This window comes from Paenibacillus sp. S33 (assembly GCF_053615415.1).
This window is the reverse complement of record NZ_JBSIEZ010000001.1, coordinates 1,723,851-1,748,718: the sequence shown is the minus strand read 5'-3', so window position 1 is coordinate 1,748,718 and position 24,868 is coordinate 1,723,851. Positions and strand designations below refer to the sequence as shown.

Genomic DNA, 24,868 nt, shown 5'->3' with positions numbered 1-24,868 from the left:
CATTGCGATTAGCGAAAACGCTTAATTAAGGATATCACTCCCCAGATGAGCAACGCCAAAATCCCGATAACGATTACGAATGTCATTAAGATCGAAGTCCATACGAAATTTCAATCAACATCACCCCATGCATCATTTTATGGTCATCATCTTCTAGAGTACTCTTCTAATATCTCTCCATATTTTAACGCACGTTGACTTCCGTTGCATTCGAATTGAACAATTTTATTTTTAAAATCATAGATAAAAACGCTAGCAGTGCAAACATCAGTCCGCTCCAGATGAGCTGGTGTATTCCCAAGTGAGAGATAAACCACCCGCCCGTAGCAGCCCCCATCGTAATACCTAGATTAGAAAATGAGACAAACAGGCTATTACCAAACTCTGGAGCTTCTTTCGCTTCAGTGGTTAACCATGTTTGACTAATAATAAGCCCCCCAGAATGCACGGCCCCCCAAATGAGCACAACCACAATCATCGGTAGGAAAGAAGCACCCAGAGCATAAGTGAATGCGTAAATGACCATATATAGCAAAGGAAACATGATAACGGTCTTTGTCAGATTTTTATGTAATAATCCTCCAAATAAAAAGTTTCCAAAAATCATAATGATTCCAAATACCATCAACATCATACTGATCCATGACCCGTTCATAAGAGTTACTTCTCCAAGATATTCGGCAAAGTAGCTATACACCGAAAACATAGCTGCAAAGATAAAAATAACAGTCACAATGTTGAACCACAATTGAGGTTTACGTAATATACCAAGCTGTTTGCCATAAGACATCTTTTCCTGAACGGGCAGGGAAGGAAGCCATACGAGTATTCCCACAAATGCAATCATGCTTACGACAGCTCCAAACAAGAAAGCAGCTTCTAACGATATCTTTTCAGCAAGATAGGAAGTCAAAGGCACGCCAAACGCAAATCCTACTGTAATTCCAGCGAAAACCTTGGTGACGGCTTTACTACTCTTTTCAGGGGGGACAAGATGAGATGCCGTCACGAGAGCGACCGAAAAAAAGACAGGATGAAAAATAGCAGGAAGAACACGAAAAATGAGCATGACCTCAAAATGAGTGGTATAGGCATAGACAATATTAGAAATGACAAAACTGAATACAGCGGTTAATAGAATGACTTTACGATTCATGCCGGAAACGAGTAAGGTCAAGAACGGACCTGAAATGGCAACAACTAAAGAAAAAATACTGACGAGCCAACCAGCCTGGGCAGCTGATACATTGAATTTTTGGGTTACTTGAGGGAGAACGCCTATAATCCCCATTTCCGTTGTAATAATGCCGAATACGCCTAAAGCCAGAATGATAATAAGTAACGGGTTAACCTTTTTCATTTTAAGTATAAGCCTCCATTTTAATTATATATATAGATTTGTAGATATGTTATGTGAAAAAAAACCTCCTTTCAGTTTATAGTTCCTTTTGAACGTACTCGGCAAATTCCCGAATTGTTTTTTCATTCCGACGATAGTACGTCCACTTCCCAATACGCTCAGACTCTAACAAACCGGATTTTTGCATCGTTAATAAATAACTTGAAATCACAGACTGCGCAAGTCCCGCTTTAGCCTGAATATCTCCCACACATACACCAATTTGAAAATTAAGCCCTTGTTTTAGATAAGCCTGTTCATCAAAAAACTCTTCTGGTTTTTTTAACCACAGCATAATTAGACGACGAGTTTCGTTTGACAATGCTTTATAAATCAATGACGGTTCCATATAAAACATTATATCTATTTTATTAGATTTGTAAATATAAAGCCCAATGACTACGTAGGAGAATTAATAATAAAGGCTGCTTCCCCACAGAAAATCCGCTGGGAAACAGCCTGTTTGTGTACATATTCAACTACACTGACTTACTCTTATTGGAGCGATACATCAAGTACAGGAAATACGGTGCACCGATCAGTGCGATCAGCAATCCGGAAGGAATTTCGGTCGGCGCAAGCACTGTCCGGCCAATCGTATCAGCCAGCACCAACATTACCGCTCCCAAGATGCTCGACAGAACAATGGAGCGGCGTACATGGTGCCCAATCAACGTACGCACGATATGCGGAGCAATCAGCCCGATGAAGCCAACTGTACCCACACAGGCCACCGCTCCGCCCGCCAGCAGCACACCCACTGCCATGGCCAGCAGCCGGGTGCGGCGCACCGGAAGTCCCAGTCCCATGGCGCTGCTATCGTCAAACACCAAAAGATCGAAGCGGCGAGCTAGCCACCAGGCTATTGGCAACAACACGAGCAGAAAAGCCAGAATCGTCGCCACCTGCCCCCAGTTTCGAGCGTAGGTACTACCCGTCAGCCAAATATAGCCTGTGCTGCCCCAGAGCGAACCTTGGATAATCAGTATCTGAATGCCAGCTGCTCCGATCGCTGATACGGCAATCCCAAGTAGGATGACCACAGACGGGTTTAGGTGCTTGTTCCATGATAAAAAGAAGATCACCGCCGCCGACACCGTCGCTCCGGCAATCGCCGCGATGGGCAGCATATAAACAGGCAGCCCAGGCCAAACGATAATCACTGCAAGCGCACCAAAGCCAGCCCCTGAAGAAACACCAATGATCGAGGCATCCGCTAAGGGATTACGAACGGCTAATTGGATCAAGACACCGCTGACCGCAAGCGCGACACCAGCCCCGGCTGCCACCAGCGTGCGCGGAATTCTAAACTGCAGCAAAGCCGAATTTGCGTTCCCACCGCCGAACAGGCCGGACAGCAAATCGCCGACCGGAATTCGCATTCCTCCAAACATCAGGCTGAATACGGTCAACAGCACAGCACCGCACCCAAGCAACATGACCAGTCTGCCATACGGTAATTTCCGGGAGCGCACACCTATGTTCATTGAAGATTGTCCACTAATACCAGAAGGCAGCTTCATCTTCCACAGAATCAACCAAATTAACCAAGGAGCCCCAATCAAGGCCATCATTGCTCCGGTCGGCAGATCCATGCTTGATTGGTGAACCATTTTCGCCAGCACATCAGCGCCGGTCAACAGTAATGCCCCCCACAGGAAGGAACCAGGCAGCACCCAGCGATGCATTTTTAGACCGCTTAAGCGCACCAAATGCGGAGCTACCAAACCCACAAAACCAATGGGTCCAATGACGCTGACTGTAATGGTCGACAGCAGGACAGCCAATACAATTCCCACCGCCCGGGTCAAGCTAACCTTTTGTCCGAGCGACGTGGATGTGGACTCATCCAGATCCAGGACATCAAACTGTCTTGACAGCAGAACGGCAATGACCGAGAGTCCTACGACCCAGGGCCAGGCGTAAGTTGTCCCGCTCCAGTCGTTTTGCACAAGCGAGCCAGAACCCCAGAGAAACAATCCCTGGGTTTCAAATGAATAAAAGATATGCAAAGCTCCGGTAAACGAACCGAGAACCATGGATACAATCAAGCCGGCAAGCGCCAAGCGAATCGGACTTCCAGCTCGTCCCCCGCCCATGAAGTAAGCGAGTACCGCTGCAAGCAGGCCGCCGACAGCGGCAAATAGAAACGGCGCCTGATGCAGCAATCCGGGAAACATCACCGCGCCAAGGACGACCACAAAGTAGGCACCAGCGTTAATTCCTAGTGTATCAGAAGCCGCCAGCGGATTTTTGGTGATGGCCTGGAGCAGAGCACCGGCGATGGCCAGCGCACCACCTGCTAGGATTCCGATGACCGTACGCGGCATTCGGAGATCCCACACCATGTTATGATCAAGCGTATTCTGACGCTGGGTCAACGCCTCAATTACTGTATGCAGCGGGATTGAAGCCTCTCCATAACACAAGCTTACAAAAAAAAGCACGATGAGGACGATCAATCCGCCCCCAAAGATGCTTCCTACACGCCAAGTCTTCGATAAACCCGTTGTGTCTGTTCGGGTCATTTCGTCAGAGCTCCAACTACTTGATCAACCAGTACTTTGGATGAGATAGGACCACCGAATGTCCATGTTGTACCGTCCAGCGGATAGGTCCGTTTTTCTTTGACAAAGTTCAGTCCGTTCCATACCGAGTTGTTCTTCATCGCGGCTCCAAATACATCGTCCGTCTTTTGTGTAATATAGATAAAATTGCTGTCCTGTACAGCTGGAAGAGCTTCAATGCCAACGGTGCTAAACCCGTATTTCTCGGTCTGGTCCGACTTCCAGTCGTTCACCATGCCGATTTTCGCAAGCGTTCCCACTACAACCGAATTTTCTTTGAACATTCGTAGACTGGCAGCATTTTGAGCTGTAAAGGCCTGTGTCAGCGCATAGTGAAAGTCTGCTTTGCCCGCCTTCTCCAATGTAGCCTTTGCATCTACATAGTGCTGGTCAAGTTCGCTTAGGACCTTATCAGCCTGTTCCGTTTTACCGGTAGCTACAGCCACTTGCTTAAAGATTTCAACCATACGGTCGTAATCATAGCCGTTCCCCTTGTAAGGATCGAATTCTATCGTTGGTGCAATTCCTTTAAGCTGCGCATAGATCGCTGCATTGTTATCGGCGTTAGAGATAATAAGATCCGGCTTGAGCGCCGCAATCGCTTCTAGATTCGGTTCGCCCCGTGTGCCGATATCAGTTACGGTATCAGCCAGCTTCGCCTCCGGTGTTACCCACAGCTTGTAGTTTTCATTGTCTGCATTGCCGACCGGCTGTACGCCAAGTGCAATGAGGTCCTCGGTAAACGTCCATTCGAGTACCACGACACGTTCCGCTGGCTTGTCCAGTTTGACTTCCCCGTGGTCGTCCTTAACCGTAACCGGACCAGCCGTTGTGGATGTCTGCTCAGACCCTGCAGTACCTTCCGTCTTCGAGCTATCCCCAGCTGCACCGCAGCCCGCCAATACAATAGTAAAAACTACAAATAATAATAGGCTATTCAACATCTTTTTCATTTCTCTCAATCACCCCTGTATGTATATTGCATTGGAAAATGATAATCATTATCAGTAAAAGATTATAGGGGTTAGTGACTTTTGTCAATACGGATGAATCTAAAATTGAATCACAAACAGGTTCCGTATATGATAGCTTTATCATTGTTTAAGGGAGGCTACATTTACGTGGCAGTATTAATCAACGAGCAAATTAAAGCTGACGAAGTGGTACTCACTGGACTCGCGGGAGAGAAGCTCGGCGTTGTCTCCAAGTCAGAAGCCTTGGCTATGGCCCGATCCCAAGGGGTAGACCTGGTCTGCACCTCACTCATGAGCAGTCCACCGCCCTGTAGCTTGGTCGCAAAGGGCAAAGGAAAAGCGCTGGCGCAAAAAGAAACAGCAGCAAGCAAGAATGTCGGCCGAGCCGCAAGAAACAGCGGCAAAGAAAAGGTCAAGGAGCTTCGCTTCACTGCTCATATTGAGGAGCATGATTACGACACGAAGCTGCGTCAGGCAGACAAACATCTGCGTTCCGGCAAACCGGTGCAGTTGGTCGTTAAAGCGTCTGGTGCAAAAGAAGCACCTGTCGCCAAAGCGGTACTAGAGCGGTTACTAGTCGATCTGAAGGAAGCCGGACTCAAGGATACTGGAATCCAGACGGGCGGCAAGGGCTCACAAGTGAAATTAAACCCTCGCTGAATGGCAAATCCGTAAATTGGACAAATCACTAAGACCGTAGGAAGCAGAGGGAGATCACTAATGGACATGAATGGACCTGTCAACATTTCTCGAAGTGAGAGACTTCAGACTTGCCACGAAATAGCTGCGAGGTTACATGAAGTATACAGAGACAAAATTCTGGCTATAGGGATCTATGGATCTGTTGCCAAAGGTACTGACGGCCCTTTCTCGGACATTGAAATGTTTTGCGTACTGAGTGAACCAAACGGCCCCGTAGAATTTAGCCATGAATGGTCGGCAGGGCCCTGGAAAGCTGAGGTGAACGTCTGTAGTTCAGACATTCTTCTTAAAATTGCCTCTACTGTTGAGGGCGATTGGCCGTTGACACATGGACCCTTCTTTTCCCCACTTCGTCTGTATGATCCTAAAAACTTTTTTTCTATATTAAAGGAAGCGGCCGAATCCCCAACAAAGGAAGATTTCAGGCATGCCATCAACGAAGTGCTTGTAGGTGAAATGTATGAGTTTAATCGAAAATAAAATTGCTTTAATTGCGTTTACTATAATATATCATTTTTTTGATATGCCCAATCCCCCTTTCAATAAGGGGGATTTTACTTTTCTTCTGGATGTATGATACTGCTTCGTTATATTTTTCCACTGTAATATATTTAAAATTTAAACTACTTGATTTCACTCCCTACCTCCTTTATTCTCTGTATATGTAACTCTGGCTTTGCTTATCTGAGAAAATATTACGCATAGGGCTTTATATAGATTTTATTTTTGTTAATATCCAACAACAGGGCCTTAGGCACTATGATAGATTACGTTTTAATGATATATTGATAGGTACTATAAAAGACTAATTACCCATGGCTTGGGCTGGAGGATGTATGCAAAAGGAATCAAATCAAGACGAAACCAGTTATTTATTTAATGTAGATGTATTAGTTAAAGGTCGTTCGAACGTAGAGGCCCTTCAGTTCCTGCTTAATCTCTTGAGCCAAAATGAACAAATTGCGGATAGCCGGATTCAATCCGGTATCGAACTTGGCAATTTAATTGAAGCTGCACTGTACCTAAAAAAACAGTCGGCCGTGAATAACCCATCTAATGCAGCCGCTACGCTCGCGGAAAAATTCTCTAAAAAGAAATCAGCCGCAATTACGAACAAGCCACCAGTCGTTCAAGAGATCAAACAATCCCACGTACAGCCAAAGCCTGCAATTCAACAAGACCTTAGTACGTATGAATGGATCAAACGCTATATTCAAGATAACACGCTTGTACGGTTAATCGTGAACCGCTATGGCGGACAGCGCAGCATTCCTTGCCGCATCCTCAATCTGGATCATGAGAATAGCCTACTGAGTGTGTATCATGTAGATGAGAAGCAAGTGTACTCCTTTAAAATGAATGAGATCGATGAAATCACATCGTAAATGTAAATACTTCACAAAAAAACGAAGCATGAAAAAAGAGAACGATCAGGAAAAACATGACGTCTTTCTTGTCCATTCTCTTTTTTTGCATTATCCGAAAAGAACTCTAATCCTCTTTCTTCAGACTCATGGCAGCCCATGCCAGCAATATCCATCCTGCAATAAAACACACGCCTCCTAGAGGGGTAATGGCCCCCAGCACACGGATTCCGGTCAAACTTAGCACATACAAGCTACCAGAAAACAAAATGATACCCGTCAATAACAGACGCGCCGCCCATCTTAAACGGTTGGAAGGACCCCACTGTCCGGCAGCCAACGCAATGATCAGCAAACCGACAGCGTGAATCATATGATATTTCACACCTGTTTCATACACGGCCAAAGCATCCGCGTCGATCCGGGCTTTCACAATATGTGCCCCGAACGCTCCAATGGCTACCGCCAACATCATCATTATAGATCCCACAAATATCCATTTTCGTTGCATGTTTGTGTACTCCTTTTCATCTCATCCTTTTAGCCGAATGTTCTTCTTATTTTATCGAAACCGTATGAAGTTTACCAGCCAGCGTGTGTGAACAGACCGCATACAGAATTGGATGATTAGCCCCTGTCTTTTGAAGGGTAATGTGTAGGGTGGCTTGCTTTTTTGTTTATTTTGTGGAAAATTAGTACCTGTTCGGACTATGTTCAAGGAGTGGAAAAAATGAGTTACCAAGATCCTGATCCTAATTTGCAAAAACCTGCTGCGTCTGAGGAGCACCTTGTTTTTTCAGAAGCTCCTGTGTTTCAGCCTCCGGTCAAGCTCAAACATTCCGGTCCCGGAATTGCTTCTTTTATTATGTCGCTTGTCAGCCTGATCGGATATATTATTCTGGCTATTATGGTTATTAATCTGCTGGCTCATTTCAGCCAATACCAAACGTTGAACCCGGAAGTCGCTCTACAGCAAACCGGAACGGTATTGCTTCCTTTTATTTTTTTAGGCAGCCTGTTGCTGAATTGTAGCGGACTTGTGGTCGGTATCATTGGAATTGCGTTAAAAAACCGTAAGAAAACCTTTGCTATTACAGGCTTAATCATTAATGCACTTATTATTGTGGGCTTTATTGCTCTTCTGGCCATCGGTCTTTCCGTTCCGAATAGCACAGCGGATATCTATCCTTCCTCCGTGCAATCTTTATAATTTTTCTGCATCACACAGAGAGGATTCAATGTATGAACAAAATTAAAATTTTTGCCGACAGTACCAGTGATGTTCCTGCTCACTGGCGTCAACAGTACGAGATTAGCATTGTGCCATTGTATACAGTATTTGGTGATGAGGCATTGCAGGATGGGGTGAACATTCACCCGGAACAATTATTTCAACGTGTAAGCCGCGAGGGACATTTACCGCGTACCGCCGCACCTTCTCCGTCGGATTTTATTCAAGCCTTTGCGCCCTACATAGAACAAGGGGACGACATTTTATATATTAGTCTGTCTTCCGAGCTATCATCTACGTACCAGAATGCGCTACTCGCTGCCTCTGAATTTCCGGAAGGCCGCGTTACGGTTTTTGATTCCTTGAATTTATCGTGCGGCTTTGGCCTGCTTGTGATGAAAGCTGCTCGTGCGGCAACCAACGGCAATACGATAGAGCAGATTGTAGACATGTTGACGAAAACCAGGCCGCTCATAGACACGGAATTTGTCATTGATACACTTGAATACCTGTATAAAGGCGGAAGATGTTCAGGCATGCAAAACCTAATCGGCAGTCTGCTCAAAATTCGTCCGGTGATCAAAGTGATTGATGGAAAAATGACGCCTGCCTACAAAGTCCGCGGCAAACGTGAAAAAGCTTTGGATCAGATGCTGCAAAATGCACTGAATCAACGAGATCAGATGGATAACGATATCATTATTGTCGTGCACGCTTTGGCCGAGGAAGATGCGCTGATGCTGCAAGCTCGCTTGAAAGAAGAAACGAACGCACAAGAGGTACTGCTAACTACAGCAGGCTGTGTCATTTCCAGTCATTGTGGTCCACAGACCATCGGTATTATGTATGCCAAAAAAGCATAGTTTATCCAATATCAAACCCGTTGCCGCATAGGTGGCGGGTTTTTTGGTGTTTTTCCAACAATTTAGCAATGAATAACTTTCCTCTTTTTGATAGTATTATTCGTCGAGTAACGATATATGAGTCTACAATCTATCATAAAAAAGAAGGTTATTTGGTATGAGTTCCAAACGATCACGTTGGTTAACCAGGCTCACCCTTTCAGCAACTGCATCCATCACAATATTCACAACATTCACTTCATACTTAGCTGCTCCAGCAGCAGCTTCCGGCGCTACGTTCCAAGATATTGCACACAGCTATGCCTATCAGTCTATTATTTCCCTGCACGCTAAAGGAATTTTGAACGGTACACAACCTGGTTACTTCTCTCCTAAAAAGGCTGTTACCAGAGCCGAATGGGTTACCGCACTGGACCGTACACTCGGTCTGGAGCCTGTACAAGCGGCCGTTTCCTCCTACCGAGATGTTGCCAAAAAGACGTGGTACTATGGATGGATTGAAGCGGCTTCTCAACTTAATATCGTTCAGGGGGGAACGTCTGCTACATTCCAACCTAATAGTCCTATAACCCGTCAAGAAGCGGCCTTAATGATCGCACGTCTCATCCGCTCTTCGGGCGGATCAGGAGATGCTACTTCCTCCTTCACAGATACTGGCGAAATTGCAGATTGGGCCCTTGATGCGGTAACCACCGTAAATCGTTACGGCTTTATGAAAGGTGAAAGTAACTATTTCCGTCCTGCATCCTCTCTGACCCGTGAAGAAACAGCAGTATTGCTGGAACGACTGCTAACGTATTCAACAAAGCATGCTAACCAAACTGCTTCCACCGCTTCTTCCATCCGAATAGGCTGGCAATATGATCAAACCGTTCAGCAGTTTGAAAATACGGTGCTCCAATCCAACATCAACACCCTATCACCACGTTGGTTTTTTCTAAATGAAACAGGTATTATCAGCGATTATACCAATTCGTCGCTGCTTGCCTGGGCCAAACAGTATCATAAAAATATCTGGGCGATGGTAGGCAACCGTTCCAACCTGGCACTGACGCACCAAATTCTGTCCAGTGAGGTTCTACGAAATACGACTATAACTCAGCTTGCTAATGCCGTATCTGTGTACGGTTTGAACGGACTTGTCATTGATTTTGAAAATGTAGATGGTCAGGATCGTGCCAATTTAACATTGTTCGTCCAACAATTAAAAGCTAAGTTGAAGAGTCAGAATACGGTACTGGCGATTTGTGTATCCCCTGATTACGGAACGGACTGGACTGCCGCGTTTGATTATAAACAGCTTGGCGCTGCGGCAGACTATCTGATCCTGATGGGATATGACGAGCATTGGGGAGGTAGCTCGATCCCCGGCTCTGTGTCCTCACTGCCATGGCTCCGTGAAAGCGTGCGGCGTTTTGTACAAACCACCTATCCGGAGAAAGCGATATTGGCGTTACCATTATTTACACGGAACTGGACGCTTAACACTAGCGGGCAATCAATCGCTTCCTCTGATATTTCATTAGATCAGCAAAACCAGCTAGTATCTCGTTCCGGCTCCAAACCAATCTGGAATGAGGATATTCAGCAGTATACCGTGTCTTACAAAGACACGCAGCTTCATAAGCTGTGGCTCGAGGAAGGACGATCCTTCACTCGTAAGTATCGCTTGGGACAGGATGCTGGGTTTGCTGGCTTCGCCTACTGGTATCCGGGCGGAGCAAGCTCTGATCTGTGGTCCAGTGTAAAAAACGCAGACCGATTTATACAGCGTGGTTTATAAAATACGAAGCCTTCAACCTCACATGAAAAGTGAAGTTGAAGGCTTTTGACATATATACTTATCCCCAGCCTATGACCGATATGCAACTTTCCCGTTTACAACTGTCATTCGTACCTTAACATCAAGTAAAGCTTGCGGGCTTTCCGATACATCACGGTCAATGACTGTAAAGTCAGCGGCTTTCCCTTCAGCTATCGTCCCTCTTTCATCAGCCTCACCGGCTGCTACTGCGCTTCCCGTGGTAAACAAATGAATGGCTTCATGTACATCCAGCTTTTCAGCGGGAAGATAGCCCTCATGCATTTCTTCCGGCTTGGCACGAGTCACTGCCGCATGAATACCAAGAAAAGGGTTTAACGGCTCAATCGGCGCGTCGCTACCTCCAGCACATGGAATGCCTGCTTCCAGTAGCTTTTTCCAGGCATATAAATATTCAGTCCGTTCTTTCCCCACCCGACCCAGTACCCAAGGGAAGTCACTTGCGACAAAACGGGGCTGGATGTCCGCGATCAGCGGCAGCTTCGCCATTCTCTTGACCAAATCACCCCTGAGCACCTGTCCATGGATCAGGCGGTCTGGCAAACCGCTTTCCTCCGTGAGCGCATGAGCCTCCATCGCTGTCAAAATCATGTGCGCCGCCCCATCCCCTATGGCATGCACAGCCACCGGATAGCCTGCGGCTCTGACAGCAGCCACCATCTGTTTCAGCTCAGGCTGCGGTTGGATCGCCATTCCACAGGTATGTGGAGCATCACTATAAGGTTCGGATAATAATGCCGTTCTTCCACCAATAGCGCCATCGGCAAATATTTTTATCGCACCGATTTTAAACCACTCATTTCCGGTACCTGCACGCAGCCCTTGCACTTTCGCTTCTTCCAAAAATGGATGATAGATGAGCTGGTGTGTGCGAAAAGGAAGACCTTCTTCCCTCAGCTCCCTGTAAATTTGCTGCATCGTCTCCACGCTGCCCAAAAAACGTAAATCCTCTGTGTGCGCAGCAGTCAAACCAAGCCTTAGCGCATCCATGCAAGCCCGCCGAATCGTATCCTTCTTAACCGAATAATCCGGCTCTGGCTGCACGCTAGTAAAGGCAAAGGATGCTTCCTCAAAAATCAATCCGTTCAACCGTCCATCTGCATCTCGCCCATAGGCTCCCGAAGCCGGGTCAGGGGTGTCCTCGTTAATACCCGCACGTCGAAATGCCTCTGAATTGGCCAAGAACGTATGAAAGCACGTACGAGTGAGATATACCGGATGCTGATCTGTAATGGCATCCAGCTCGGCTATATCCGGTATTTCAACAGGAATAAACGCATTTTCATTCCAGTTGAGTCCTAAAATCCATTCTCCTGGCGGTGTTACAGCGACCCGTTTGCGCAGCATAGCCAGCATCTCTTCCTTGGAGGTAGCTGATGTTAAATCCAGCATAGCCAGCTTCATACCATGCATAGACAAATGCATATGTGAATCGGTTAAGCCTGGCAGTACATAGGCGTCTTCCCAATCCACAGTTTCATATTCCTTACCGGACAACTGTAATTCAAGCTCCCGAGCATACCCGATGGCCTGTATCCGTCCATGCTGTACAACGATGGAGTCTCCTTTCGAAACCCACTCCCCATACAACCGGCCGTGCTTGAACAAAACGAATGTCAACGCCACTCATCTCCTTTTTTCAACTATACGCATATCCACTTCATATTACGCCTATGTTGCCACTTCCAAGCGTAGTGTATTTATATCTATCTGCTGCACCTGCTGGGCAAATTGGTCATGAGCTGCACAGACAGCCATTTTATAATCCTGATCCAGCTCATACTGCTTAAAATGACAATACTCGGTGGTAAAGCCCTCTGTCGTGAAGCCAATGAATGGTTGTGCCTTTAGCTCAAATGAAAAAGACTTCAACGGTAGGGTTAGTCCCTGCCCCTCGGCCTTGACAAAGCTTTCCTTAAGCGTCCATAGATCGTAAAAATACGATAAGCGGCTGTCTGCGTCCTGACGCATTAACGCATCATACTCTGTGTCTGAAAAGCACACTCTACCTACCTTAAAATCAATAGGACGGAGCTGTTCAATGTCGATTCCAAGCGGGTGATCATCAATAGCGCATACCACCCATTTTCCCGAGTGAGAAACATTAAAATGGAATGCGGGTGCATTGATCAAGGAAGGCTTACCGAATGCATTGTATGTAAATTGAAGACTGGCATTAGATACCTTCAATTGCCGGCAGGCCAACCATCTCAGCAGCACATCGGCATATAAGCCTCTCAAAGCATCTTCCCGATGTAAAAAACGACCTAACTTCTGCTGCTTTTCCAGCGAAACCTGATTTACCAGTGATTCGTAATGCTCCTCAGCCTCCGGCTTGCTCGTATCAATCGCGTATATTTTCATGGTTGCCTCCTGTATACCTAATGAATATCAGCCAGTTTGTAACACTCACCGTTCGATGGAAGTCTGTTAGATCTGGATGGCGTGTGCCGTGTACATGGTCAATATACTACTCTAGCACTTTCAATTCAATATGGATACAATTGGGATAAGTAGCTCTATTAAAACTACTTCATAGAGTCCATTAATGAAAGCGCTTTAAAATAAAACATACAGAGGAGGACGAAACAATGAAATATGATTTTGCCCGCTTGCTGTGTATTATGCTCTCTATTTTGCTGACGTTGAGCATTTTTCAGATGTTTTCACCTAAGATCGCTTCAGCCGCTTCAGCGAATGTTGTGAATGGCATTCAGTTTAAAGATACAGATGGAAACGTGGTCCATGCCCATGGGGGTGGTATGATTAAAGTAGACGGTTACTATTATTGGTTTGGTGAAAATCGTAATCCCAACGGCACATTCAAGGCGGTATCCGCCTACCGTTCCTCTGATTTAAAAAACTGGGAGTTTCGTAAAAACGTACTGACCAGCAGCTCCGCCGTAGAGCTGAATGTTTCGAATATTGAACGTCCGAAAGTGATTTATAATGAAAAAACACGTAAATACGTATTATGGATGCACAAGGAGAATGGGGTTAATTACAACGAGGCCCGAGTGGCTGTCGCCTCTTCCGATACGGTGGACGGCGATTACACGTATCAGGGCAGCTTCCGTCCTCTGGATTACGATTCGCGCGATATGACCGTATACAACGATAACGGTACAGCTTACCTCATTTCGGCTACCCGGGTAAACGCAGATCTGAACATTTATCGACTGACACCGGATTTTCTGCAAGTTGAATCGCTGGTGACTACACTTTGGCCTGGACAATATCGTGAAGCTCCGGCGATGTTCAAAAAAGGAGACGTCTACTTCCTGATTACATCCGGGGCAACCGGCTGGAATCCCAATCAGGCCAAGTATGCTACCGCATCCAGCATTGAAGGAACCTGGAGTAATACGATAAACTTCGGGGACGGTACGACATATGGTTCACAGTCGGCTTACGTGATCCCTGTTGAAGGTGCCCAGACAACTTCATACCTGTATTTGGGCGACCGTTGGGCGGGTGCGTGGAGCGGTCCTGTGCAGGATTCTCAATATGTATGGTTGCCACTGCGTTTTCCAACAGCGACTTCATTAGCCATGGATTGGTTCGACAGCATTAATATTGACACCGCCAGTGGTGTGGTCGAGGGGATAACGACGCCAATTGCCATTGATCCGGATGCCTATTATCAGCTAGTGAATCGCAAGAGCAATAAGCCACTAAGCATTATTGGCAATGCAACGACGGACGGCGCAGATCTGGAGCAGCGTGCAAATTCCGGGGCAGCAAACCAGCAATGGCAGCTCAAGGATGCAGGCAGCGGATATTATAAAATTATGAACCGCAACAGCGGAAAGCTAATTGGTGTTGAAAGCGGTACGACAACAGACGGTACAGTTATTGAGCAGTGGAGCGACGGAGGCTGGTCCAGTCAGCATTGGCAATTAGTATCCGTAACCGGTGGTTATTACAAGCTGAAAAATCGGGCAACCGGCAAGCTGATCGATATTTCTGAAGGCGCCACCGCCGATGGAGCTAAAGCCATTCAATGGGGCGATAACGGTGGGACAAATCAGCATTTCCGTGTAGTTAAAGTAGAATAGCTTCAAGTTATTTTCAAAAGGAGCCGTATTCCAAGCAGATCATGGTCGACTGCTAACGGAAAAGACGGCTCCCTTTTACGTAAAACGATGAAATTGATAATCTCTAGTACGTTACAGTTCCCACGGATAATCTGTTGTCAGAAAACTAGCCAGCTGCTTGCTTTCTTCCCTCCGCTGACGCCGTATGGCTGCGCGTGATGGAGCCGTCTGGTGCAATTGTAACTGCTCTTCTGTTTCTGGAATCACCTGCGGCACGGTCACTTTACGGTTGTTCTCGTCCAATGCCACAAAGGTCAGGAAGGCGGTGGCTGCGATTTTTCGGTCGCCAGTCATCAGTCCTTCACGAATTACCTTTACGAACACCTCCATCGAGCTACGGCCTGTCCAGGTTACGAACGCTTCCAGCGTGACAGAATCACTCGGATGGATAGGTAGCAAAAAATCCACCGAATCCGTAGAGGCTGTAACTGTGTTCGTACGACACAGCTTAGCAGCTGCAATAGATGCGATATCGTCGATATACGACATCAATCGGCCGCCGAAGAGCGTGTTATGATTGTTGATATCGTTGGGAAATACTCGGGACGTCTTGAAGCAGTAGGTTTCTCGGATGTACTTGCTTTCCATGGGTTCTTTCCTCTCTTTTCCTCGTTGCTCTCTTTTTATATCTCTGGATTTTGCAAAATCCTGATGTGGAAGCCTGTTTTAGACTATGCTAATCATCCCACTAATCCGCATAATAAATCAATACATAAAAATCGGCATCCTCTTCCGAATCATTGCGGTAGGTATGTATGTCAGATACTTGGAATTGCACAGCATCCCCTGCACTCAGCTTGAGCTGTTGCCCCTGCATTTCAAAGTACATCTCCCCACGGATCATGAGAATCGTTTCCTCACCCAGATGCTTCTCTGCCTGGTGTGTAAAGCCTGGCTTCAGACTTACCGTGAACACCTCAAACTTCTTTTCAGCGTGATACGGGAATACAGGGTAAACAAAATAGTTACCATCCTCATCAATAACCGGATGCAGGTCTTCCCTCCGAATCTTCGTGATTTGCGGCGGGTCTTCTTTGAGAAAGGTGGAGAAGGATACATGCAGACCGTTCGCAATTTTCCAAAGGGTTGTTACCGTAGGATTGGATTTCCCCTTCTCAATCTGAGCCAGCATCCCTTTGCTGACCCCTGTCAGTTCAGCCACCTTATCCAAACTTAATCCTCTAGTCTTCCTGATTTGAGCCAAATTAGAGCCAATAATATGCTGCATTGAATCCACGGAACGTTGCCTCCTTGTATCCAAAAGTCTATATAAGAAGAATACACAATTTACTCGAGAGAGGTTCATTCGAAAATGAATCTACAATTAAGTCTTAACAGCCTTATTGCTATCTAGCTTACACAAACTCATTATCTTATCCAATATAAAAAAGTGTCAAATTGAAAAATCAATTTGACACTCGCTACTCAATGAGTTCCTTCGTGAGATAATTAAAATTTGAATAATATCAATAGTTAACGTCTAAACATTCTCATTTCCCCAAATGCTTACCAGATCATTGATCTGAAGCGACACGACCCTTAGTTCTCCACCAATGGCGTAGAGTTCTAAACCCTTACTTTCGAAGTCCGGAAAAATCATGTCTGAAATGATTGCTTTTCCATGATTGCCGAAGACTTCGACACTTGACCAATCCAGATAAATGCTCAACTGTATCCTCTCATTCTCTGGCTTCATAGTGGCCTTGTGTATTGCTGTGAAATCGGAATGAAAATCAGTGGCGCTCGACTTCGTCCGATCGACGAACAATTCCTCATTCGAGATATTATATCCGATGATCGTCTCCTGATTGGCGGACTTCCGTACTTTAAACCCGAATTCCACGGCAGTACCGATTTCAAATTCTACAATAATTTCTGCCTTGGCTGCGAAAATATCAGACAACACGTTCATACCTGGCTTAATCGTCAAGTCTTGCAGAGACAAAATTGGTTTTCTTAGCTGACTTAATTCATTTATAGGTGTTTGGATTAGGCGAAGTCCCTCCGGATAAGTTCTAAGCTGTAACTCACGAGGAATTGACATCTTGCCACGCCATTCCTCTGAAGGTAGCGTGGTACCATAACGCCAATTGTTCATCCAGCCGACCCAAATCTTTCGTCCGTCCTCGTTTGGAATGCCATTCCAGGTCACGGCCGCGTAAAAGTCTGATCCATAGTCTACCCATTTGATAGTATCGATAGATTCCAACGCTTCATCTGGCGTGAACGACTTACCGTCAAAGCTGCCTACGAAATACATCATGCCAGAACCGCCTGCCGGTGGTTCCGGATCGTCTGGATTCACACCATTTCTATCCCCGACGCTTAGCATCAGAATCCACTTCGTGGTATTAGGATCCTCATCCACTTGGATTCGAAATATATCAGGACATTCAAATATCCCTCGGTGGATATGCGGAATGTCGGAACCGAATTCGCTTGCAAAAGACCATTCTTTCAGGTTTGGAGATGTGTAAAATTCTACACGGTCCCTTACGGCAAGAACCATGATCCACATTGATGATTCATCATGCCAAATCACCTTCGGATCACGAAAGTCTAGCGTGTCCGTTGGAAATAAAACCGGGTTACCTTCATATTTTGTCCAGGTTCGACCCTTATCCTTGCTGTAAGCAATGCTTTGCACCTGCGGCTTTCCAGGCTGAGCCTTGTTGCCCTCATTCGTATAAATGGCAACCAATCCTGATCCTTCCTCGTCGAAAAATCCGCTGGTATTGTTCTTATCCACCACCGCACTCCCCGAGAAGATCGCTCCGTCCTCCCCAGGTGGAATTGCCGGTGGAAGCTCAGTCCAATGCACTAGATCCTTGCTTACCGCATGACCCCAATGCATGTTGCCAAAATCAGGTTGCGTATCATGGGGGGTATGCTGGTAGAACAGGTGGTACTCTCCTTCAAAGTAAACCAAGCCGTTGGGATCGTTCATCCAATTTTTCTCCGGTGAATAATGAAATTGAGGCCTGTACGTTTCACTATAGTTACTTTTTAATTCTTTCATAGTATCCGCTCTCCTTTTAATTGTTGATAAGGTATTTAACATAATAATTTGAGTTTGCTCGTTTGCAAATGAATTTGAGATACTACCATTTAAATGTTTCAGCCTTGATCTTTAAGATATCTGTCATAGCCTTTTTGTTTGATTTCCAGCCATTTATCTAGCCCCAGTCTGGACAGCTCGGCTTTATATTCGGCCCATTCTTCTTCCACTTTACCCGTCTTGATCCATTCCGCCCGCTTGCGGTTAACGTAAGCAAACAAATCGGTTTCCAATGTGGAGATCTGCTTCTGATCCTCCAACGAGAAGAAGACTTTCGGGAAATTATGGTCAGCCTTCATATAAGGAACGAGTCTTTCCTTCATGAGCTTAAGCCGTCCCACTGCATCATTGGGCTTGGTCGTTACTTTTCCGTAATACTCGTCAAGAATTGCCAATGGACCGCCGATATTCGTTTTTTGCCGCAGCTCGACAGGGGCCGTTCCCTTAAGCGGAAGATGCTTCAGCATATGACTCGCTTCATCGTATTCAAAAATGTTCTGCTGAGTTTTGTCACCGTAGGTGCCCCAGTTGTCCTGTACGGACTGGATAGGATCATACAGTTGGTCAATCCATTTTGCCGTAAGCTCAAGATTTTTGTTGTCACTGGTAATCACCATTCTCCCCCGGTCAAAGCCGAGATTGTTCGTGCGGGTCACATTGACTTCACCGCTTGGTCCGGCGAGCGGATTCATCAATTCATATTTATCGTTATCTCCTGAGATGTTCGCCTTATCCCATTGAAAGTAGAGACCATATTTTTCATTCTGGCCTTTGGCCAGATACGTATTGTAATCTTGCTCGAATGACTCTTCGTCGATCAGGTTCAGCTTATACAGCTCATTAAGATATTTAATCCCCTCTTTATAACCATCCTGATCGGCAGTGAAGACCACTTTCCCCTCATTGGTCACTACCGTATGATCGCCGTTGTCCCCAAGACCGAATGATCCGAACAGAAAATTCAGGTCCTCATTGCCGTTATTGAGCATAAAGGACAGCGGGATTTCATCCGCTTGGCCATTTCCGTTAGGGTCGCCATTTTTAAATGCGAGCAGAACTTTTTTTAAATCCTCGGTGGTTTTTGGCATTTTAAGTCCCAGCTTTTTCAGCCACTCCACATTGATCCATGGCATGTCGTTTACAGAATGAATGCTCTCCTTCTCAGAACCCAGTTCTTCAATCCAAGGAAAGGCATAAATGTGCCCGTCCTGTGCGGTTATCATGGATCTGTACTCAGGTGCTTCCTTCAATACCTTCTGCAGATTCGGCATATATTTTTGAATCAAATCCTCTAAAGGGATAATAGTTCCATCCTTTCCGAGATTCAACAAATCATAATCAGAATATCCGGCATCCAGTATGGCATCTGGAAGATCTCCACTGGCAACAGCAAGGTTTCTTTTTTCAATGAAGGAATCGGAGGTGAAGTTGGTAAAATCGATATGCACCCCTGTTTTTTCTTCCAGTCTTTTATAAATCAACTTTTCATTTGGATCGGAAGGTGCCAGCGGTGAGCTTTGAGTCATAAAATGCAAAGTAACTTTCTCTTTAAGCGGCAGAGTAACATTTTCCAGCTTGTAATCTTCGGATGCCGCAGAATTATTGCCTGAACCGCCACATCCGGCAAGCAGTGAAGTAGAAAGTGCCAACACAGACAAGGTTAGTAATGTTTTTTTCATCTCTATTCCCCCGATTTGTTATTTGATCGAACCTACCATGACACCCTTTTCGAAATACTTCTGGAAGAATGGATACATGACAATCAAAGGCAAACTTGATATGACAATGGCAGAGTACTTAATCATTTCAGACAATTTCTTAAGCTCCGCTTGTGCCATCGCATCGGCAATCATGCCGGGCTGAACCTGATTCTGTATCAAAATGGAGCGCAGTACTAGTTGAAGCGGAAACAGCTTCGGATCATCCAGATAAATCATGGCGTCGAAATAAGAATTCCACTGTCCGACAAAAGCGTATAAAGCTAGAACAAAAATAATAGGCTTGGAAAGCGGCAGGACGATTTTAAAGAAAATACTGAGCTCGGAAGCTCCGTCTATACTCGCCGCCTGGAACAATTCTTTCGGAAGTCCCTGGAAATAAGTCTTTGCCAGAATAATATTGAATACGCTGATCGAGCCGGGCAGAATAATGGCCCAGACCGTATTCAACATGCCTAAATCCTTAATCACCAGGTAGGTAGGAATCAGACCGCCACCGAAAAACATCGTTATCAGGAAAAAGATCATAATGGACCGTTTCCCTACCAACTCTTCAATCGCAAGCGGATAAGCCGCGAAGACGGAAAATAATACGGTTGCGAACGCAAAGGCTGCTGAATAAAAAATAGCATTAAAAAAACCGCGGATCATGGCACTGTTGCTTAGGATTTTGGCATATCCCGTGAGTGTCCAGTCTGATGATGTAATGGCAAACCCTTTGGTAATCAGGGTATTTGGAGTTAAAAAGGACGAAAGCACCACATAAACCAGCGGTAACAGAATAGCGAGAACAAACAAACCAAGTAGAATATAATTGATGATGAGCAGAATCCGGTCCTTCCCGGTGTAATGAATATCCATAAATACCTCCTTCTTTAATACAGCCCTTCTCCTTCGTTCAGCTTCTTGACGACGGTATTTACGAAAATCAACAGGAATACATTAATTACGGAATTGAACAACCCGATTGCCGTAGAATAAGCATAATCGCCGGATTGCAACCCCACCTTGTATACGTAAGTCGCGATGATTTCCGAGGTAGGTGTGTTCAGAGCCGTCTGCATCAGGTAAGCCTTTTCATAGCCGATCGACATAATACCTCCTGCAGCGAGAATGAACAGGACGGCCATGACGGGTTTAAGAGCTGGCAGATCAATGTGGAAGATTCTCTTCATCAATGAAGCGCCATCAATTGTTGCAGCGTCATGCAACTGCGGGTCCACATTGGCTAAGGTGGCCACATAAATGATAGAGGACCAGCCCGCTGTTTGCCATATACCGGACAAAATATATACCGTTCGGAAATAGGCAGGATCAGTCATAAAAGCAATCGGCTTGCCGGTGAAGGTTGTTACCAAAGCGTTCACTATTCCAGCTGGCGATAGAAAAACAAACAGCATACCGGCAACAACAACAACCGAGATGAAGTTAGGTGCGTATACAATAAGCTGAATATTCTTCTTGAACTTCGCTCCTCTGACCAGATTTAGCATTAAGGCCAGAATGATTGGTACTGGGAAGCCGAGAATAAGACCGTAAGCGCTTAATTTAAGCGTATTCATTAAAATGTCATAAAAATTTGGTGAAGAAAGAAACCGCTGAAAATGTTCAAATCCAACCCATTCGCTGCCGAGGATGCCTTTTCTTGGGCTGAAATTTTTAAACGCAATGATCGAGCCGTACATGGGAACATACTTGAAAATGACGGTAAGAATTATGGACGGAAGCAGAAACAAATACAATATATAATTTCGAAGCATATAGCTTAACCAATGGTTTCTTTTTTTTGTTTCTGAAGCCTTTAATCCCCTTTTTTGAACGATCGAATTTGCCAATATTTTCCCTCCTACTGTTCACGGCTTGTTATACGACACAAAATATAAGCCATGTTATGTCATCTCACTGACATAATTAACCAAGATGTTTTTCAAATACTTGCTTGTAATATCCACACCTCCAACAGAACGAGAATTTTACACATTCCCAAAATGAATGGGCTTACAATTTACATTTGAACATATTTTACTCTTACAATTTATCAGATGTACATTTAATTAGTCAATATATTTCGGATGAAAAATTCATTCAAAAAGCGTATTCCAAGATAATTATAATGTTTTCGACAAAAATCTATCAAAAATGCACAATATAAATAAACAAACGTAAACTTTTATTGTTCATTTGAATAAATACATTGTTAAAAACATGAAAATACTATATATTTAGAAATATGAAGAATCTTAATTCGGAGAATAAGGTGAACAATATGACGAGAAAGTCAAAGGTTACGATACAAGATATCGCTGATGCCTTGGGGATTTCCAGAAACACTGCCTCCAAGGCGCTTAATGGAGTGGAGAGTATTCCCGCCGTTACTAGGGACAAGGTAGTCAAAAAAGCAATGGAGCTTAAATACAAACAATTTTCTTATATGGAAACAGTTTCTGAAAAACAAGGTAATATCGCACTTTTGACCTGTAATCTTCCTAATAGCTCACACTTTGGATCTTTGTTGATCAGCGGACTGGAGAAGGAAATCAGCAAACAGGGCTATACTTTATCTATTTATTTTGTTCGTGAGAATGATATCAATTCAATGACCCTACCCGGCAATTTTGAACCTTCGAATGTGGCTGGCATCTTCTGCATCGAAATGTTCAGCAAGGAATACAGCAAGCTGATCACAGATCTTTGCATCCCAACCATTTTTATTGATTGCGCTGCGGATATGATGTATCCAGAATTGAAGGCGGATCTGGTATTAATGGAAAATGAACACAGCACATACTGTGTTACCCGGAAATTGATCGATCATGGCTATGAAAGCTTCGGTTTTGTAGGCGATTACAATCACTGCAAAAGCTTCAATGAACGCTGGACCGGATTTAATAAGGCCTTAGCAGAAGCAGGAATCGCCGTAGATCCTACCCATAGCATTGTAGCGCCTGACCGCAACTTCTTTATAGAGGAGAACTGGATGGAAAAGCAGTTGGATGCCCTGAGGGAGTGTCCCTCCGTCTTTATTTGCGCCAATGATTTCATTGCCATCAGCGTGATCAAATCTTTGAAAAACAAAGGGATTAAAGTCCCGGAAGATGTTGCTGTTTGCGGGTTCGATGATGCTTCGGAATCCCGGGTTGTCGAGCCTCATCTTACAACCGTGCATATTTATAGTAGTCAGATGGGGATTATTTCAGCCGAAATGTTATTGTCCAGAATCAAAGACAATACCATGCCATACCGAGTGACTCATGTTGCAACGGATATCGTATACCGGGACTCGACCCCTGTTCTAAACTAAATCTACCAAGAGGTGAATCAAAGTGAAAAATGACAGAACGGTTCTTTGTGTGGGCGAGTTGCTCATTGATTTTTTCTGCACGGATATTGATGTTAATCTTGCCAAGGGTCAGCATTTCTCCAAGCAGGCCGGCGGCGCTCCGGCAAATGTAAGCGCAGCTGTAGCCAAGCTCGGAGGAAAAGCGTCATTCTTGGGGAAAGTCGGGGCTGATCCCTTTGGCATGTACCTGAAGCAAACGTTGGATGAGCAGCATGTGGATACGTCCATGCTCCTTTTTGATCCGTCAACGCCGACTACACTGGCCTTTGTTTCCCTTGCCGCTAACGGCGAACGGGATTTCGTGTTCAACCGCGGAGCTGACCGTCAACTGTCTCTGCAGGATATTGATAGAGAATGGACCCGGCAGGCAGCCATTCTGCATTTTGGCTCGGCAACGGCCTTGCTCGCCGATCCTTTCCGAGAAGCGTATTTGTCTTTATTGGATGGAGCGAAGGCCAACGGGCAATTCACCTCCTTTGATCCCAATTACCGGGGGGACCTCTGGAAAGACAGGCAGGAGGAATTTATCACACTGTCCAGAAGAGGAATACACAATGCGGATTTGGTAAAGGTAAGCGAAGAGGAATTAAACATCATTACAGGGCTGGCTGACCGCGATGCTTCATTGGATCTTTTGCATGGGTTGGGAGCCAAGACGGTGGCGGTTACCTTGGGGAAAGAAGGAACCCTCATCTCAAGTGGTGCCTCCCGTTCGTTAATCGGCAGTATCGCTGTCAAATCGATCGACTCTACTGGTGCCGGAGATGCCTTCGTCGGAGCAATGCTGTATCAAATCAGCCAGCTGAGTCAGCCTAAGGCATTTACCTCCAACGCGAAGCAGCAGCAGGAATTTGTGACACTTGCCAATCAAGTCGGCGCCATCGTGTGCACTAAAGTTGGAGCGATTGCAGCCTTGCCGTCGTTGGAAGAAGTTAATCGTTTCGTAGCGCAAGGTTGAATCAAGGAATGAAGCGTAAGAACAGCAAAAGGTGTCCGACGATCTCTAAGGTCGCTGGATACCTTTTTAGTTATCCTTTGGAAGGAGAAGTGAGGAAACTAAATCATATCGAGGGAGTTTAATCAAAAGAAAACGAATACTTATCCTACGTAGTCGTTTTCTTTTATATAAGGCAGGCCAGGATTTTTTTCGATTGCCAAAAACTTTTCATCTTTAATTAACTCAGATATTCTCATAAACCATTATAATTCATATTGCAGACTTAGCATTTATCCTGATCGGATTGCAAAGCTATTGCTAATGCAATAAATGATCCTGATGATACATCTATGAGTAAAATGATAATTCGATCAACTATTCAGGCATTGTAAACAATGACAGTGGACAGAACGAGAAAGCTCTTGCCTAATTAACCTAATTAAAACAAAACATTGTTAAGTTACTGCCATCATATTATAGAGTTTTAGTATCCTGATATCATCCTTCGATACTTTTAGTTGTTGGATGAGGCGTGCACCCTCTTTTAGCACTTCTTTGGAAAATAGCATTTTAGCTGCGATAGGCATCATAGGTCTAGAAGAAAATCCATTAAACAAGCCCCATTTTGTATCTGAAGTTAAATAAGACGCTAGGATCTGAACGCTAGCTTTTTCTATAACTGATTCTACAGTAGAATAATAAGTATGAAAAAGGTTTTCATCCTCACTCATACCTAATAAGTTTCCTAATAGACATATATCTGCTTGATTTTGGGGCATCAAATCCAAGAAACAAT

General features: G+C 45.0%; 22 protein-coding genes and 1 pseudogene. 9 read left to right on the top strand and 14 right to left on the bottom strand.

The window, feature by feature from the left end:
• Positions 1–184 precede the first annotated feature (184 nt).
• The 4 genes from ACWGXJ_RS08200 to ACWGXJ_RS08185 form a co-directional block, all read right to left on the bottom strand.
• A complete protein-coding gene (locus tag ACWGXJ_RS08200) occupies positions 185–1,360 on the bottom strand; it encodes an MFS transporter (RefSeq protein WP_452566537.1) in 1,176 nt (391 codons plus the stop codon).
• A gap of 76 nt (positions 1,361–1,436) precedes the next feature.
• Positions 1,437–1,748, bottom strand: coding sequence for an ArsR/SmtB family transcription factor (locus ACWGXJ_RS08195; RefSeq protein ID WP_023987858.1), 312 nt, complete (start codon positions 1,746–1,748; stop codon positions 1,437–1,439).
• A 130-nt stretch (positions 1,749–1,878) separates the two neighbouring features.
• On the bottom strand, positions 1,879–3,927 hold the full coding sequence (locus tag ACWGXJ_RS08190) for an iron ABC transporter permease (RefSeq protein WP_452566536.1): 2,049 nt from the start codon (positions 3,925–3,927) through the stop codon (positions 1,879–1,881).
• Positions 3,924–4,919: an ABC transporter substrate-binding protein gene (locus ACWGXJ_RS08185; RefSeq protein ID WP_165176047.1), complete on the bottom strand. Its 996-nt coding sequence runs from the start codon at positions 4,917–4,919 to the stop codon at positions 3,924–3,926. The genes ACWGXJ_RS08190 and ACWGXJ_RS08185 overlap by 4 nt, the downstream gene beginning before the upstream one ends.
• 168 nt (positions 4,920–5,087) lie before the next feature.
• On the opposite strand from ACWGXJ_RS08185, the gene infC reads away from it, so the two are divergent.
• The 3 genes and pseudogenes from infC to ACWGXJ_RS08170 all read left to right on the top strand — a co-directional run bounded on the left by infC (position 5,088) and on the right by ACWGXJ_RS08170 (position 7,027).
• Positions 5,088–5,600, top strand: coding sequence for a translation initiation factor IF-3 (infC, locus tag ACWGXJ_RS08180; RefSeq protein ID WP_250261899.1), 513 nt, complete (start codon positions 5,088–5,090; stop codon positions 5,598–5,600).
• Between the two features lie 60 nt (positions 5,601–5,660).
• Positions 5,661–6,110: pseudogene (locus ACWGXJ_RS08175) on the top strand (kanamycin nucleotidyltransferase C-terminal domain-containing protein); the annotation flags it as partial.
• A gap of 368 nt (positions 6,111–6,478) precedes the next feature.
• On the top strand, positions 6,479–7,027 hold the full coding sequence (locus ACWGXJ_RS08170) for a hypothetical protein (protein WP_452566535.1): 549 nt from the start codon (positions 6,479–6,481) through the stop codon (positions 7,025–7,027).
• A gap of 106 nt (positions 7,028–7,133) precedes the next feature.
• Here the strand turns inward: ACWGXJ_RS08170 and ACWGXJ_RS08165 are convergent, their stop codons facing one another.
• Positions 7,134–7,517: a DUF423 domain-containing protein gene (locus tag ACWGXJ_RS08165; RefSeq protein WP_322158499.1), complete on the bottom strand. Its 384-nt coding sequence runs from the start codon at positions 7,515–7,517 to the stop codon at positions 7,134–7,136.
• 219 nt (positions 7,518–7,736) lie between these two features.
• Between ACWGXJ_RS08165 and ACWGXJ_RS08160 the strand changes: the two genes are divergently transcribed.
• From ACWGXJ_RS08160 to ACWGXJ_RS08150, 3 genes are all read left to right on the top strand, one after another.
• Complete coding sequence (locus ACWGXJ_RS08160) at positions 7,737–8,216, top strand: hypothetical protein (RefSeq protein WP_452566534.1); 480 nt, start codon at positions 7,737–7,739, stop codon at positions 8,214–8,216.
• Between the two features lie 32 nt (positions 8,217–8,248).
• Positions 8,249–9,100, top strand: coding sequence for a DegV family protein (locus tag ACWGXJ_RS08155; protein WP_069291558.1), 852 nt, complete (start codon positions 8,249–8,251; stop codon positions 9,098–9,100).
• Positions 9,101–9,257: 157 nt separating this feature from the next.
• The gene (locus ACWGXJ_RS08150; RefSeq protein WP_452566533.1) at positions 9,258–10,883 is read left to right on the top strand and encodes an S-layer homology domain-containing protein; all 1,626 of its coding nucleotides are present in this window, start codon (positions 9,258–9,260) and stop codon (positions 10,881–10,883) included.
• 69 nt (positions 10,884–10,952) lie between these two features.
• Here the strand turns inward: ACWGXJ_RS08150 and ACWGXJ_RS08145 are convergent, their stop codons facing one another.
• Positions 10,953–12,542, bottom strand: a complete 1,590-nt coding sequence (locus tag ACWGXJ_RS08145) for an amidohydrolase (RefSeq protein WP_452566532.1) — start codon at positions 12,540–12,542, stop codon at positions 10,953–10,955.
• A gap of 51 nt (positions 12,543–12,593) precedes the next feature.
• The gene (locus ACWGXJ_RS08140) at positions 12,594–13,286 is read right to left on the bottom strand and encodes a 4'-phosphopantetheinyl transferase family protein (protein WP_452566531.1); all 693 of its coding nucleotides are present in this window, start codon (positions 13,284–13,286) and stop codon (positions 12,594–12,596) included.
• A 227-nt stretch (positions 13,287–13,513) separates the two neighbouring features.
• On the opposite strand from ACWGXJ_RS08140, the gene ACWGXJ_RS08135 reads away from it, so the two are divergent.
• A complete protein-coding gene (locus ACWGXJ_RS08135; RefSeq protein WP_452566530.1) occupies positions 13,514–14,980 on the top strand; it encodes an RICIN domain-containing protein in 1,467 nt (488 codons plus the stop codon).
• Positions 14,981–15,091: 111 nt separating this feature from the next.
• Here ACWGXJ_RS08135 and ACWGXJ_RS08130 read toward each other — a convergent pair whose 3' ends face one another.
• The 6 genes from ACWGXJ_RS08130 to ACWGXJ_RS08105 form a co-directional block, all read right to left on the bottom strand.
• Positions 15,092–15,607 carry an acyl-CoA thioesterase gene (locus ACWGXJ_RS08130; RefSeq protein ID WP_013309488.1) on the bottom strand — a complete coding sequence of 172 codons (516 nt, stop codon included), beginning with the start codon at positions 15,605–15,607 and terminating at the stop codon, positions 15,092–15,094.
• Positions 15,608–15,707: 100 nt separating this feature from the next.
• Positions 15,708–16,256, bottom strand: coding sequence for a helix-turn-helix domain-containing protein (locus ACWGXJ_RS08125; RefSeq protein WP_039269838.1), 549 nt, complete (start codon positions 16,254–16,256; stop codon positions 15,708–15,710).
• A gap of 243 nt (positions 16,257–16,499) precedes the next feature.
• Positions 16,500–18,038 (bottom strand): glycoside hydrolase family 32 protein, encoded by a 1,539-nt coding sequence (locus ACWGXJ_RS08120; protein ID WP_452566529.1) that lies wholly within the window; start codon positions 18,036–18,038, stop codon positions 16,500–16,502.
• Positions 18,039–18,136: 98 nt separating this feature from the next.
• Positions 18,137–19,756: an ABC transporter substrate-binding protein gene (locus ACWGXJ_RS08115; RefSeq protein WP_254326027.1), complete on the bottom strand. Its 1,620-nt coding sequence runs from the start codon at positions 19,754–19,756 to the stop codon at positions 18,137–18,139.
• Between the two features lie 18 nt (positions 19,757–19,774).
• Positions 19,775–20,656, bottom strand: coding sequence for a carbohydrate ABC transporter permease (locus ACWGXJ_RS08110; protein ID WP_013309484.1), 882 nt, complete (start codon positions 20,654–20,656; stop codon positions 19,775–19,777).
• 14 nt (positions 20,657–20,670) lie between these two features.
• Positions 20,671–21,555, bottom strand: a complete 885-nt coding sequence (locus ACWGXJ_RS08105) for an ABC transporter permease (RefSeq protein WP_230584986.1) — start codon at positions 21,553–21,555, stop codon at positions 20,671–20,673.
• A 506-nt stretch (positions 21,556–22,061) separates the two neighbouring features.
• Between ACWGXJ_RS08105 and ACWGXJ_RS08100 the strand changes: the two genes are divergently transcribed.
• Together ACWGXJ_RS08100 and ACWGXJ_RS08095 are read left to right on the top strand one after the other, a co-directional pair.
• Positions 22,062–23,096: a LacI family DNA-binding transcriptional regulator gene (locus ACWGXJ_RS08100; protein WP_452566528.1), complete on the top strand. Its 1,035-nt coding sequence runs from the start codon at positions 22,062–22,064 to the stop codon at positions 23,094–23,096.
• 22 nt (positions 23,097–23,118) lie between these two features.
• On the top strand, positions 23,119–24,093 hold the full coding sequence (locus ACWGXJ_RS08095) for a PfkB family carbohydrate kinase (RefSeq protein WP_235307910.1): 975 nt from the start codon (positions 23,119–23,121) through the stop codon (positions 24,091–24,093).
• Positions 24,094–24,527: 434 nt separating this feature from the next.
• Here ACWGXJ_RS08095 and ACWGXJ_RS08090 read toward each other — a convergent pair whose 3' ends face one another.
• Positions 24,528–24,803 carry a hypothetical protein gene (locus tag ACWGXJ_RS08090; protein WP_322162900.1) on the bottom strand — a complete coding sequence of 92 codons (276 nt, stop codon included), beginning with the start codon at positions 24,801–24,803 and terminating at the stop codon, positions 24,528–24,530.
• Positions 24,804–24,868: the final 65 nt, after the last annotated feature.

Excerpts from the sequence above, each read along its gene's own strand:
- ACWGXJ_RS08200 (WP_452566537.1), bottom strand. The coding sequence starts at position 1,360 with ATGAAAAAGGTTAACCCGTTACTTATTATCATTCTGGCTTTAGGCGTA.
- ACWGXJ_RS08195 (WP_023987858.1), bottom strand. The coding sequence starts at position 1,748 with ATGGAACCGTCATTGATTTATAAAGCATTGTCAAACGAAACTCGTCGT.
- ACWGXJ_RS08190 (WP_452566536.1), bottom strand. The coding sequence starts at position 3,927 with ATGACCCGAACAGACACAACGGGTTTATCGAAGACTTGGCGTGTAGGA.
- ACWGXJ_RS08185 (WP_165176047.1), bottom strand. The coding sequence starts at position 4,919 with ATGAAAAAGATGTTGAATAGCCTATTATTATTTGTAGTTTTTACTATT.
- ACWGXJ_RS08170 (WP_452566535.1), top strand. The coding sequence starts at position 6,479 with ATGCAAAAGGAATCAAATCAAGACGAAACCAGTTATTTATTTAATGTA.
- ACWGXJ_RS08165 (WP_322158499.1), bottom strand. The coding sequence starts at position 7,517 with ATGCAACGAAAATGGATATTTGTGGGATCTATAATGATGATGTTGGCG.
- ACWGXJ_RS08160 (WP_452566534.1), top strand. The coding sequence starts at position 7,737 with ATGAGTTACCAAGATCCTGATCCTAATTTGCAAAAACCTGCTGCGTCT.
- ACWGXJ_RS08155 (WP_069291558.1), top strand. The coding sequence starts at position 8,249 with ATGAACAAAATTAAAATTTTTGCCGACAGTACCAGTGATGTTCCTGCT.
- ACWGXJ_RS08150 (WP_452566533.1), top strand. The coding sequence starts at position 9,258 with ATGAGTTCCAAACGATCACGTTGGTTAACCAGGCTCACCCTTTCAGCA.
- ACWGXJ_RS08140 (WP_452566531.1), bottom strand. The coding sequence starts at position 13,286 with ATGAAAATATACGCGATTGATACGAGCAAGCCGGAGGCTGAGGAGCAT.
- ACWGXJ_RS08135 (WP_452566530.1), top strand. The coding sequence starts at position 13,514 with ATGAAATATGATTTTGCCCGCTTGCTGTGTATTATGCTCTCTATTTTG.
- ACWGXJ_RS08130 (WP_013309488.1), bottom strand. The coding sequence starts at position 15,607 with ATGGAAAGCAAGTACATCCGAGAAACCTACTGCTTCAAGACGTCCCGA.
- ACWGXJ_RS08120 (WP_452566529.1), bottom strand. The coding sequence starts at position 18,038 with ATGAAAGAATTAAAAAGTAACTATAGTGAAACGTACAGGCCTCAATTT.
- ACWGXJ_RS08115 (WP_254326027.1), bottom strand. The coding sequence starts at position 19,756 with ATGAAAAAAACATTACTAACCTTGTCTGTGTTGGCACTTTCTACTTCA.
- ACWGXJ_RS08110 (WP_013309484.1), bottom strand. The coding sequence starts at position 20,656 with ATGGATATTCATTACACCGGGAAGGACCGGATTCTGCTCATCATCAAT.
- ACWGXJ_RS08105 (WP_230584986.1), bottom strand. The coding sequence starts at position 21,555 with ATGCTTCGAAATTATATATTGTATTTGTTTCTGCTTCCGTCCATAATT.
- ACWGXJ_RS08100 (WP_452566528.1), top strand. The coding sequence starts at position 22,062 with ATGACGAGAAAGTCAAAGGTTACGATACAAGATATCGCTGATGCCTTG.
- ACWGXJ_RS08090 (WP_322162900.1), bottom strand. The coding sequence starts at position 24,803 with ATGAGTGAGGATGAAAACCTTTTTCATACTTATTATTCTACTGTAGAA.